Annotated in this window: 10 protein-coding genes; 5 read left to right on the forward strand and 5 right to left on the reverse strand. The window is 56.6% G+C overall.

Annotated elements, in window-relative coordinates; translation table 11 throughout:
- Positions 1 to 25: 25 nt before the first annotated feature.
- Both SP99_RS13775 and exoX read left to right on the forward strand, forming a co-directional pair.
- Positions 26 to 676 (forward strand): carbon-nitrogen hydrolase family protein, encoded by a 651-nt coding sequence (locus tag SP99_RS13775; RefSeq protein WP_047958953.1) that lies wholly within the window; start codon positions 26 to 28, stop codon positions 674 to 676.
- A 24-nt stretch (positions 677 to 700) separates the two neighbouring features.
- Positions 701 to 1,363 (forward strand): exodeoxyribonuclease X, encoded by a 663-nt coding sequence (exoX, locus tag SP99_RS13780; RefSeq protein WP_025756911.1) that lies wholly within the window; start codon positions 701 to 703, stop codon positions 1,361 to 1,363.
- On the opposite strand, the gene ptrB is transcribed toward exoX, so the two are convergent.
- Positions 1,360 to 3,420, reverse strand: coding sequence for an oligopeptidase B (gene ptrB, locus SP99_RS13785; RefSeq protein WP_047958954.1), 2,061 nt, complete (start codon positions 3,418 to 3,420; stop codon positions 1,360 to 1,362). The two genes, exoX and ptrB, sit on opposite strands and share 4 nt — an antisense overlap.
- A gap of 84 nt (positions 3,421 to 3,504) precedes the next feature.
- Positions 3,505 to 4,155 carry a tellurite resistance TerB family protein gene (locus tag SP99_RS13790; RefSeq protein WP_047958955.1) on the reverse strand — a complete coding sequence of 217 codons (651 nt, stop codon included), beginning with the start codon at positions 4,153 to 4,155 and terminating at the stop codon, positions 3,505 to 3,507.
- Between the two features lie 171 nt (positions 4,156 to 4,326).
- Between SP99_RS13790 and purT the strand changes: the two genes are divergently transcribed.
- Complete coding sequence (gene purT / locus SP99_RS13795; RefSeq protein WP_047958956.1) at positions 4,327 to 5,505, forward strand: formate-dependent phosphoribosylglycinamide formyltransferase; 1,179 nt, start codon at positions 4,327 to 4,329, stop codon at positions 5,503 to 5,505.
- 42 nt (positions 5,506 to 5,547) lie between these two features.
- On the opposite strand, the gene SP99_RS13800 is transcribed toward purT, so the two are convergent.
- The 3 genes from SP99_RS13800 to zwf form a co-directional block, all read right to left on the reverse strand.
- A complete protein-coding gene (locus tag SP99_RS13800; RefSeq protein WP_025756915.1) occupies positions 5,548 to 6,189 on the reverse strand; it encodes a bifunctional 4-hydroxy-2-oxoglutarate aldolase/2-dehydro-3-deoxy-phosphogluconate aldolase in 642 nt (213 codons plus the stop codon).
- A gap of 39 nt (positions 6,190 to 6,228) precedes the next feature.
- Positions 6,229 to 8,040, reverse strand: a complete 1,812-nt coding sequence (gene edd, locus SP99_RS13805; RefSeq protein ID WP_047958957.1) for a phosphogluconate dehydratase — start codon at positions 8,038 to 8,040, stop codon at positions 6,229 to 6,231.
- Positions 8,041 to 8,274: 234 nt separating this feature from the next.
- Complete coding sequence (zwf, locus tag SP99_RS13810; RefSeq protein WP_028013613.1) at positions 8,275 to 9,750, reverse strand: glucose-6-phosphate dehydrogenase; 1,476 nt, start codon at positions 9,748 to 9,750, stop codon at positions 8,275 to 8,277.
- 356 nt (positions 9,751 to 10,106) lie between these two features.
- Between zwf and SP99_RS13815 the strand changes: the two genes are divergently transcribed.
- Positions 10,107 to 10,976: a MurR/RpiR family transcriptional regulator gene (locus SP99_RS13815; protein ID WP_025756918.1), complete on the forward strand. Its 870-nt coding sequence runs from the start codon at positions 10,107 to 10,109 to the stop codon at positions 10,974 to 10,976.
- 137 nt (positions 10,977 to 11,113) lie between these two features.
- Positions 11,114 to 12,556, forward strand: coding sequence for a pyruvate kinase (pyk, locus tag SP99_RS13820; protein ID WP_020883399.1), 1,443 nt, complete (start codon positions 11,114 to 11,116; stop codon positions 12,554 to 12,556).
- Positions 12,557 to 12,589: the final 33 nt, after the last annotated feature.

Raw genomic sequence — 12,589 nt, forward strand, 5'->3', positions numbered from 1 at the left:
CGACTCAGTGTATAAGGAAGTCACGATGTCACATTGGAATATAGCGGCAGCCCAGTATGGCGGGCAGCACCAGAGTATAGATGACCATGTTACGCACCACCTTCGCTTCATTGCGGAAGCCGCACGGCAACGGTGTGATTTGCTGGTCTTCCCTGAACTCTCATTAACGGGATCCGGGACGTCGACGTTACCTCCCCCACCCGGCGACGCCCAGCTGGATCCCCTGCTTGACGCGGCCCATTTTTACCGGATTACGGTGATTGCAGGGCTCCCCGTTGAGCGCAATGGTCTGCGCCAGAAAGGCCTCGCGCTGTTTACCCCCTCTCGCCAGCGCGTTTTGCGCTATCCGCAAGGCAGCGGTGCCAGCCTGATGCCGGGGGATAAACACCTGAGCATCATGGATGCCCACGCCGATTCGCCGAATCTCGACCCCAGGGCAACACTCTTCACCAGCTGTCAGTCGGTGAGGGATTACCGCTGGCGACAGTCCATCAGCACCCTTCAGCGCTTCGCGCATAAATATGCCATTGCTGTGCTCATGGCGAATGCCGGTAGCGGCAGCGCGCTGTGGGATGATAAAGGCCAGCTGATTGTCCGCGCGGATAACGGTGAGTTACTGTTGACGGGCTCGCTCGGCAGACAGGGTTGGCAAGGCGATATCATTCCTTTAGGCTAGGCGTTTTAAGCTCAGGAGTGTTCAATGCTGCGCGTCATCGATACCGAAACTTGCGATCTTCAGGGCGGAATAGTGGAAGTGGCCTCTGTCGACGTGGTTGACGGAAAAATCGTCAACCCAATGAGCCATCTGGTGCGTCCCGATCGCCCCATCAGCCCTCAGGCGATGGCTATCCATCGCATTACCGAATCGATGGTGGCGGATAAACCGTGGATCGAAGACGTGATTCCCCACTATTACGGTAGCCCGTGGTACGTCGCGCATAACGCCAGCTTTGACCGTCGCGTGCTGCCGGAGATGCCCGGGGAATGGATTTGTACCATGAAGCTGGCGCGTCGCCTCTGGCCGGGGATCAAGTACAGTAACATGGCGCTGTACAAGTCCCGTAAGCTCAGCGTCCGCACGCCTGAGGGGCTGCATCATCACCGCGCCCTGTATGACTGCTATATCACCGCCGCGTTACTCATCGATATTATGAACACCTCCGGCTGGACGCCGGATGATATGGCGACCATTACCGGACGCCCCGCGCTGCTGACCACGTTTACCTTTGGTAAGTACCGGGGCAGAGCGGTGTCGGATATTGCCGATAAAGACCCGGGCTATTTGCGCTGGCTGTATAACAACCTCGACAAAATGAGCCCGGAACTGCGTCTGACGCTGAAACATTATCTGGGCGAAGCTTAACGCTCTGCACGGCCTGGCAGCGTCTCCTGCGCCAGGCCAATCAAAAAGGCGTACTCCAGGGCCACCCCTTCATACGATTTAAACCGTCCCGATTTCCCGCCGTGTCCGGAATCCATATCGGTACAGAGCAGCAACAGATTATCGTCGGTTTTCAGCTCCCGCAGTTTTGCCACCCATTTTGCCGGCTCCCAGTATTGCACCTGAGAGTCATGCAAACCGGTGGTCACCAGCATGTGAGGGTAGGCTTTCGCCTCGACGTTATCGTACGGGCTGTACTCTTTCATATAGCGGTAGTAAATCTCATCCTGCGGATTGCCCCACTCCTCAAACTCCCCGGTGGTGAGAGGAATGGATTCATCGAGCATGGTGGTGACCACATCAACAAACGGCACCTGCGCGACGATGCCTTTGAAGCGGTCGGGACGCTGGTTAATAACCGCCCCCATCAGCATGCCGCCCGCGCTGCCGCCCATGCCAAAGCAGAGCTGCGGATCGCCATAGCCCTGTTCAATCAGCGCGTCGCAGACGTCAAGGTAGTCATTAAAGGTGTTTTTCTTTTTGAGGAATTTCCCATCTTCATACCAGTGCTGCCCCAGTTCGCCGCCGCCGCGAATATGGGCGATGGCGAAAACAAAGCCGCGATCGAGCAGGCTTAATCTGCTGCTGCTGAAATCGGCGTCCATGCTTGAGCCGTAGGAGCCGTAGCCGTAGACGAGGATCGGGTTTTTCCCTTTCTGAAAATGCGCTTTGTGATAGACGAGCGAGACGGGAACCTCAACGCCATCCCGGGCGGTGACCCACAGGTGTTCGCTTCGGTAGTTTTCGGATTCGAACCCTTTAACCTCGGTCTGTTTAATCACCTGACGCTGTCCGGTGTCCATATCCAGTTCAAACAGAGTGTCCGGTGTGGTCATGGACGAGTAGCCGTAGCGCAGCCGTGAGGATTCCGGTTCCGGGTTGAATCCAATCCACGTCACATAGGCCGGGTCGTCAAACGCAATCCCCACCACTTCCCGGGTTTTACGGTTGATTTGTCGGATACTGGTCAGCCCCCGCTGGCGCTCTTCCACCACCAGCCAGTCGGTAAACAGGGTGAAGCCTTCCAGCATTACCTGATCCCGCGCGGGGATCAGCACTTCCCACTTGCGCTCATCGCGCACTTTGGTTTTATAAAGACCGAAGTTTTTGCCCTCGCGATTCGAACGCACATAAAAACTGTGCTGGAAGTGATCCAGGCTGTACTCGTGGTCCTTGCGGCGCGGCAGAAAGCAGAGCGGCTGAGCATCAGGCAGTTCGGCATCCAGCAGCAGAACTTCGGATGTCGTCGCGCTGGACAGGAAGATAATGACATAGTGGCGTGAGGAGGTTTTATGCAGGCTGACATAAAAGGTTTCGTCCTGCTCTTCATAGACCAGCTCGTCGTCCGCGGAGTCGGTCCCCACGGTGTGTCGCCAAACCTGGTAAGGCAGCAGCGTGGAGGCGTGTTTTTTGACGTAGTAAACCGTTTCGGAGTCATTTGCCCAGACAAAATCCGGGGAGACGTTTTCCAGCATTTCCGGATACCAGTTGCCAGTGTCGAGATTGCGAAAACGCAGGCCGTACTGGCGACGGGAGAGATAATCCTCCGCCAGCGCCATCACCGCGTTATCCGGTGAAATGGACATGCCGCCCAGGGTATAAAATTCGCTGTGGGCCGCGCGCTGGTTGGCGTCCAGCAGAATATCCCACTCGTCCCACTCGGCGCTCAGCACCGACTGACGCTGGTAGATGGGGTACTCGTTGCCGGGCTCGTAGATATGGCGATAGCGGTAGCCGTTTTTGGTCCAGGGCGCGGAGATATCACGCTGAGGAATACGCTGTACCATTTCATTCAGCAGCTGGTCCTGAAGCGTCTGCTGGCTGGACATGACATTGCGGCCATAGTCGTTTTCCTCGTGCAGGTAATCGAGTACCTCTGGCCGGGAACGCGAATCGTCCCGTAGCCAGTAATAGTTGTCTATGCGCGTATCGCCATGCGTGGTGATTGCATAAGGTATACGTCGGGCTTTCGGTGGCATGTCATCATTCTTTTTAGTTTTACACCCTATAAGGTTGGCAAAACCCACGCATGATGCAAGCGAAACCGTGACCCCGCCGCGACGTTATCCCTGTAACGCCTGTTTTTGCTCCCGGATATCCTGTTCAATGCCTTCGCGCACATCCAGAGGGATCTTCAGCGCGTCGCCAAGCGCGTTCAGGTAGCTGCGTTCCATAAAGTGATCGATATCGATAGCGGCACAGCTGAGGAAATAGAGTTCAAGCGCCTCTTCCTCATTTTTCACACTCTGCGCAAGACGCTGCGGGTCAAGCGGCTGTTCAATCGCCTGCGCCACCAGGGCTCTGCCCTTCTCTTCGACACCGGCTTCACGCAGTTGCTGCTCAATCGCCGATCGTTCTTTATCGTCGATGTGCCCGTCGCTTTTCGCGGCAAAGACCAGCGCAATGATAAGCCGTTCGGTACGCAGATCCAGCGGCGAGGTGTGTTCACCATACTGCGGTTCATCCCTGTGCGCAGTGCGTACCCTGTCTTTGTATTTATTCCACAGAACGGTCCCCGCGATGGCTCCGCCACCTGCCAGCAACGCGCCGGTGCCATACTTTGTCAACAGCTTGCGCGAGGACTTATTCGCCACCAGCAGGCCCGCCAGCCCGCCGAGTGCGCCAGGTACCAGCAGGTTACTGAGCCCCTGCTCGCCGGACGATGCCGTTTTCTGCCCTAACAGTGATTGCAATTGATTCAGCCAGCCTGACATGGTTTCCCTCACTTAACGGTGAACATGTTCCACAGCGTAAGCGAGCAGGCGTCAGGAAATGTCTGGCCGGACTAAAGAAGCGCAAATTTCTTCCTGCCGCACTGAGCCGTGCGCGAGACAGACGCAAACGTTTTCGTTTATACTGCCCGCAACTTTTTCAGGGGGATTGTTATGATTCGTTTAGGAACCGCGCTGCGGCCATCGGCGACGCGAGTGATGCTGTTGGGATCGGGCGAGCTGGGAAAAGAAGTCGCCATTGAGTGTCAACGTTTAGGCGTGGAAGTCATTGCCGTTGACCGCTACGCTGATGCACCCGCCATGCACGTCGCCCATCGTTCTTATGTGATTAACATGCTGGATGGCGATGCCCTTCGCGAACTGATTACGCGTGAAAAACCGGATTTTGTGGTGCCGGAAATTGAAGCCATCGCTACCGATACGCTGATCGCCCTTGAGCAGGAAGGCCAGCGCGTGGTGCCCTGTGCAAAAGCCGCAAAGCTGACCATGAACCGCGAAGGGATCCGTCGCCTGGCGGCGGAGGAGCTCGGGTTGCCTACGTCGGGCTACCGTTTTGCTGGCGATAAAGCCGCATTCCTGCGGGCCGTCGAGGAGATCGGCTACCCGTGCATCATTAAGCCGGTAATGAGCTCCTCCGGTAAAGGGCAGAGCTTTATCCGCGACAGCAGCACGCTGGACAAGGCGTGGGATTATGCCCAACAGGGTGGTCGCGCCGGAGCCGGTCGCGTGATCGTTGAAGGTGTGGTGAAGTTTGATTTCGAGATCACCCTGCTGACCGTCAGCGCCGTGGACGGCGTTCATTTCTGTGACCCGATTGGCCACCGTCAGGAAGATGGCGATTACCGCGAATCCTGGCAGCCGCAGCAGATGAGTCCCCTGGCGCTGGAACGCGCGCAGGCAATAGCTCGTAAGACCGTCCTGGCGCTGGGCGGCTATGGCCTCTTCGGCGTGGAGCTGTTTGTTTGCGGTGACGAGGTGATTTTCAGCGAAGTCTCCCCTCGCCCGCATGACACCGGTATGGTCACGCTCATCTCGCAGGACCTCTCCGAATTCGCCCTGCACGTGCGCGCCTTCCTCGGCCTGCCCGTCGGCGGTATCCGTCAGTACGGTCCGGCCGCCTCGGCGGTGATCCTGCCGCAATTAACCAGCCAGAACGTCACCTTTGATAACGTCGACGCGGCGGTGGGCGCAGGTCTGCAGGTGCGTTTGTTCGGCAAGCCGGAGATCGACGGCTCCCGTCGTCTTGGCGTGGCATTAGCCACCGGGGAGAACGTGGACGACGCCGTGACGAGAGCGAAAGCGGCCGCCGCAGGCGTTAAGGTAGCAGGATAAAAAAAACGGGCCCCGGGGCCCGTTTTTCATACGGCGAATAACTTACTGCTTCGCGCCTTCAACCGCTTCACGAGCCAGTCGGGTAATGCGGTCCCAGTCGCCAGCTTCCAGCGCATCTGCCGGCACCAGCCATGAGCCACCGATGCACAGCACGCTTTTCAGCGCCAGGTAGTCACGGTAGTTGGCCGGAGAGATACCGCCCGTCGGGCAGAAACGCACCTGGGAGAATGGACCCGCAATGGCCTGCAGCGCTTTGGTGCCGCCGTTGGCTTCTGCCGGGAAGAATTTGAACTCTTTCAGACCGTAGTCCATGCCCAGCATCAGTTCAGATACGGTGCTGATACCCGGGATCAGTGGAATCGTGCCTTCGGTGGCGGCTTTCAGCAGCGACTCGGTCAGACCCGGGCTGATGGCGAACTGTGCACCCGCTTCGGTCACTTCAGCCAGCTGTTTTGCGTTCGTCACGGTACCCGCACCAATGATGGCGTCCGGTACTTCTTTAGCGATAGCGCGAATGGCATCCATCGCGCAGGCGGTGCGCAGGGTCACTTCCAGAACGCGAACGCCGCCCGCAACCAGCGCTTTCGCCATCGGTACAGCGTGCTCCAGCTTGTTTACCACGATAACCGGCACGACAGGGCCAGTGGTCAGGATTGCTTCTGCACTTGTTTTCCAGTTTTTCATCAGAGTCTTCTCTCGCCAGATCGTTAAAATCAAGTCGTCTTAAAACGTAATACAGGTTGCGCCCTGCTCAGCACCGGAGAGTTTCTCACGCAGCGCACCAAACATTTCACGCCCTGTCCCCACGCGCGAGGCGCTCAGGTCAGGAATATGGGGGTTACGTGCCGCCAGCTCTGCATCATCGACCAGCAGGGTTAACTCGCCTGTCTGTCCGTTTACGCGGATCATGTCGCCGTCACGCACTTTCGCCAGCAACCCGCCGTCATAAGCTTCCGGCGTCACGTGGATGGCGGAAGGCACTTTACCGGATGCGCCTGAGAGGCGTCCATCGGTCACCAGTGCAATTTTGAAACGGCGGTCCAATAATACACCAAGTGGTGGCATAAGTTTATGTAATTCTGGCATCCCGTTGGCTTTCGGCCCCTGATGACGCACCACCACCACGCAGTCTTTGTCGAGAAGCCCGGCGTCAAAGGCAGGTAATACGTCATGCTGGCTTTCGAACACCACCGCAGGCGCTTCGATAACCTGATTCTCTTCCGGTACGGCAGAGGTTTTCATCACCGCGCGCCCAAGGTTACCGCTCAGCACTTTGGTGCCACCGTGAGGAGAGAACGGTTTGTCGATGGTGGCAATTACCTGTGGGTCAAGAGAGGCGCTCGCGCCATCGCGCCAGTCCAGTTCGCCGTTATTCAGCCAAGGCTCCTGGGTGTAGCGCTTCAGGCCAAAGCCCGCCACGGTGTTTACATCTTCATGCAGCAGACCGCCCTTCAGCAGCTCGCGCATCAGCAGCGGTACGCCGCCTGCGGCCTGGAAGTGGTTAATGTCCGCCGGACCGTTCGGGTACAGGCGCGCCATCAGCGGCACCACGGATGAGATCTCGGAGAAGTCATCCCAGTTAATCAGAATACCCGCCGCACGCGCCATGGCCACCAGGTGCATGGTGTGGTTAGTTGACCCCCCGGTTGCCAGCAGCGCGACGATACCGTTGACGATGACTTTTTCATCAACCATTTTGCCCATCGGCATCCATTCGTTGCCGTTTCCGGTCAGACGCGTGACCTGACGTGCCGCTGCCTCGGTCAGCGCTTTGCGCAACGGGGCATCCGGCTGGATAAAGGACGAGCCCGGAAGCTGCATCCCCATAAACTCCACCACCATCTGGTTCGTGTTCGCGGTACCGTAAAACGTACAGGTGCCCGGCGCATGGTAAGACGCGGCTTCCGCCTCCAGCAGCGCCTGGCGATCGGCTTTCCCTTCAGCATACAGCTGGCGGATACGCACTTTTTCTTTGTTAGGCAGACCGCTTGCCATCGGGCCGGATGGCACAAAGATCGCAGGCAGATGACCAAACGACAGCGCAGCCATGACCAGCCCCGGGACAATCTTGTCGCATACGCCGAGATACAGCGCCCCATCAAACATGTTGTGTGACAGCCCAATCGCCGCAGACATCGCAATCACCTCACGGCTCAGCAGCGACAGCTCCATACCGTCCTGCCCCTGCGTCACGCCGTCGCACATGGCAGGCACCCCGCCCGCTACCTGACCAACGGCATTCACGCTGTGCAGCGCTTTACGGATGATGTCAGGATAGACCTCATACGGCTGGTGCGCGGAAAGCATGTCGTTATAGGCGGTGATGATGGCGATATTGTTACGCAACATGCTTTTCAGCGACGCTTTATCTTCAGGCTGGCAGGCGGCGAAGCCGTGAGCCAGGTTACCGCAGGCCAGCTGCGAGCGGTGGACGGTGTTGCTCTTTGCCTGTTCAATCCGGGCGAGGTAGGCCGAACGGGTCTCTTTCGAGCGCTCGATAATGCGTTGTGTTACGCGTAACAATGTCGGATTCATAAAAGCTCCTCTCATTTTATCTGTCCGGGCTCGGGAGTTTACAAAGTCGCTGGCAGTTGTTAACAACGCTGAAACGCTTGCTGTCCGGAGCTCAGGGGCAAAATCACTTCCGGCAGTGTAATAAAAAAAGCTCCGCGGGTGAATCCACACGGAGCTTAAAAGTCAAAAATTATGCCGCGAGCTGTGTTAGATCATGTTACCGGTAAAATAACACTTTCGGGCTAGCGGATTATCTTACTCAAACTCGTTCCAGGAGCGACCATCGCGGGTGATCATCGCCACTGACGCAACAGGTCCCCAGGTGCCTGCCTGATACGGTTTTGGTGCATCCTGATCGGCAGCCCAGGCTTCGGTAATGGAGTCGACCCATTTCCATGCCTCTTCCACTTCATCGCGACGCACGAACAGCGCCTGGATACCGCGCATGGTTTCCAGCAGCAGACGCTCGTAAGCATCCGCCAGGTGCGTCTGGTTGAAGGTTTCGGAGTAGCTCAGGTCCAGCTTGGTGGTCTGCAGGTTGTGTTTATGATCCAGGCCCGGCACTTTGTTCAGGATCTGGATATCAACCCCTTCGTCCGGCTGCAGACGAATGGTCAGCTTGTTCTGCGGCAGCTCCTGCCAGGACTCTTTGAACAGGTTCAGTTCCGGGTTTTTAAAGTAGACCACCACTTCGGAGCACTTGGTCGGCAGACGTTTACCGGTGCGCAGGTAGAACGGTACCCCCGCCCAGCGCCAGTCGTCGATGTCCACGCGGATCGCCACAAACGTCTCGGTGTTGCTGGACTTGTTCGCGCCCTCTTCTTCCAGGTAGCCTGGCACTTTTTTGCCTTGCGCAAACCCGGCGGTGTACTGCCCACGCACGGTCTTCTCACGCACGTTGGAGCGGTCGATGCGGCGTAGTGATTTCAGTACTTTCACTTTGGCGTCACGAATGCTGTCCGCCGTCAGATCGGACGGTGGCGACATGGCAATCATGCACAGGATTTGCAGCAGGTGGTTCTGGATCATGTCGCGCATCTGACCGGCCTGGTCAAAGTAACCCCAGCGACCTTCAATGCCCACCTCTTCCGCCACGGTGATTTCCACGTGGTCGATGGTGCGGTTGTCCCAGTTATTCACAAACAGGGAGTTAGCGAAACGCAGCGCCAGCAGGTTCAGAACCGTCTCTTTACCGAGGTAGTGGTCAATACGGTAAACCTGGCACTCTTCAAAGAACTCGCCCACCTGGTCGTTGATTTCACGCGAGGTGGCCAGCGACGTGCCCAGCGGTTTTTCCATCACGACGCGAGCCGGCTTGGCGTTCAGTTTGGCTTCGCCCAGCCCTTTGCAAATGGCGCCGAAGGTGCTTGGCGGCATGGCGAAATAGTTAATGGTGACACGGTTTTTCTGATCCAGCATCGCGCCTAAACGGCTAAACGCGCTGACGTCATTCACGTCCAGATTGCAGAAATCGAGACGGCCACTCAGGGTATCCCACAAACTTTCATCAATCTTTTCTTTCATGAAAGTTTCGAGCGCCTCGCGGACGACTTTGGTGTAAGCGTCCTTGTCCCAGTCGGCGCGCCCAACCCCCAGGATACGGGTATCCGGATGAATTTGGCCCGCTTTCTCCAGTTGATACAGGGAAGGCAGCAATTTTCGGCGTGCAAGATCGCCTTTCGCGCCGAAAATGACCAGGTCACATGCCTGGGCTGTTTGCGTTACCGCCATGTCATTCTCCTCAGTTGGATCACCTGGTACTTCCGCCAGGTATCGTTGTAATTTTATTACAATGCACTGTACTGCTTTTACGTCATTCCCGAAACCATTAGCGCTTATCGTCGCGTGCGATACCGCGATTTTTCACCCTTCAGACGATTACGATGGCGTAATGACGCAACAACCGTCGATTCTTTGCGCAACAGGGCCGCAGCAAAACCCGACACCGATCAAGTTATGAAAAAAAACAACAACATTATCTTGTCGATTGTTACCCTTTCTGGAAGTCACAGGGGTAATATCGGCTAAATCGAATTACGGTTTCATCAATTTATGAAATCGTTTACACCCATGAGCGTCCTGTTAACATGAACATGCTGGAAAAAATCCAGTTTCAACTGGAACACCTTAGCAAATCCGAGCGTAAAGTGGCCGAGGTCATTCTGGCTTCTCCCGCGCAGGCGATCCATTCAAGCATTGCCGCTCTGGCACAGGAAGCGGGTGTGAGCGAACCGACGGTCAACCGCTTTTGCCGCAGCCTGGAAACACGCGGCTTCCCTGATTTTAAACTGCATCTGGCACAAAGTCTGGCTAATGGCACCCCCTATGTTAATCGCAATGTGGATGAAGACGACAGTGTTGATGCCTATACCGCGAAAATATTTGAATCAGCCATGGCCTCGCTTGACCACGTCCGCCAGTCTCTGGATATGAGCGCCGTGAATCGCGCGGTGGATCTCCTTACCCAGGCCAAGCGGATTGCGTTCTTTGGTCTTGGGTCGTCGGCGGCCGTGGCGCATGACGCCATGAACAAATTTTTCCGCTTTAACGTCCCGGTGATTTATTCCGATGACATTGTGCTGCAACGCATGAGCTGTATGAATTGCAGTGAAGATGACGTCGTGGTACTGATTTCGCATACCGGCCGCACCAAGAGTCAGGTCGAGCTGGCGCAGCTGGCCCGTGAAAACGATGCCATGGTTATCGCGCTTACCACGGCGGGCACGCCGCTGGCCCGTGAGGCGACGCTGGCGATCACGCTCGACGTACCGGAAGACACCGATATTTATATGCCGATGGTCTCCCGCCTGGCGCAGCTCACGGTGATTGACGTGCTGGCGACCGGTTTTACCTTACGTCGGGGGGCAAAATTCCGGGATAACTTGAAGCGGGTCAAGGAAGCGCTTAAGGAATCGCGTTTTGATAAAGAATTGCTTATAAAGAGCGATGTTCGATAGTTGATAACGAAGACGTAACGAATAATTACGATGTAACGATTTACGGCATTCGGTCCACTCGCTGCTGCCTTGCGGCAGATGATGGCCGATTCAATGTTCACGCAACACCAAAGTTGTTTCAGTCAACGGAGTATTACATGTCCAGAAGGCTTCGCAGAACCAAGATCGTAACCACCTTAGGCCCGGCCACCGATCGTGATAATAATCTCGAGAAAATTATCGCCGCTGGCGCCAACGTGGTGCGTATGAACTTCTCTCACGGTACGCCAGAAGACCATAAATTACGTGCCGATAAAGTGCGTGAAATCGCAGCAAAACTGGGCCGCCACGTCGCTATCCTTGGCGATTTGCAGGGTCCTAAGATTCGTGTTTCAACCTTTAAAGAGGGGAAAGTTTTCCTCAATATTGGTGATAAGTTCCTGCTTGATGCCAACCTGGGCAAAGGCGAAGGCGATAAAGAGAAAGTCGGTATCGACTATAAAGGCCTGCCAGCGGACGTGGTACCGGGCGATATCCTGCTGCTCGACGACGGTCGCGTACAGCTGAAGGTGCTGGAAGTTCAGGGCATGAAGGTGTTCACCGAAGTCACCGTCGGCGGTCCACTCTCCAACAATAAAGGCATCAACAAACTGGGCGGTGGTCTCTCTGCGGAAGCGCTGACCGACAAAGACAAAGCAGACATCGTGACCGCGGCGCTGATTGGCGTTGACTACCTGGCGGTCTCCTTCCCGCGCTGCGGCGAAGACCTGAACTATGCGCGTCGTCTGGCACGTGATGCTGGTTGTGATGCCAAAATCGTTGCGAAAGTTGAGCGTGCGGAAGCCGTTTGCGATCAGGATGCCATGGACGATGTGATCCTCGCGTCTGACGTAGTGATGGTTGCGCGCGGCGACCTGGGTGTGGAAATCGGTGACCCTGAGCTGGTCGGGATCCAGAAAGCGCTGATCCGTCGCGCACGTCAGCTGAACCGCGCGGTGATCACCGCCACTCAGATGATGGAATCCATGATCACCAACCCGATGCCAACCCGTGCGGAAGTTATGGACGTGGCCAACGCCGTGCTGGACGGTACCGATGCGGTGATGCTCTCGGCGGAAACCGCTGCGGGTCAGTACCCTGCAGAGACCGTGGCCGCCATGGCGCGCGTCTGCCTGGGCGCTGAAAAGATCCCGAGCATCAACGTCTCTAAACACCGTCTGGACGTGCAGTTCGACAACGTGGAAGAAGCGATTGCCATGTCCGCCATGTATGCCGCGAACCACCTTAAAGGCGTAACGGCGATCATCACCATGACCGAATCCGGCCGTACTGCGCTGATGACCTCGCGTATCAGCTCCGGCCTGCCGATCTTCGCCATGTCTCGTCACGAACGTACGCTGAACCTGACGGCGCTGTACCGCGGTGTGACGCCGGTACACTTCGACAGCACCAATGACGGCGTGGCCGCGGCGCACGATGCCGTAAACCTGCTGCGCGACAAAGGTTATCTGGTCTCTGGTGATATCGTTATCGTGACCCAGGGTGATGTGATGAGCACTATCGGCTCAACCAACACCACGCGCGTACTCACAGTCGAATAATAACGGAAATGTGCGATCCCCTCTCCCCTGTGG

It is taken from the genome of Enterobacter sp. BIDMC92 (genome assembly GCF_001030225.1).
Classification (GTDB): domain Bacteria; phylum Pseudomonadota; class Gammaproteobacteria; order Enterobacterales; family Enterobacteriaceae; genus Enterobacter; species Enterobacter sichuanensis.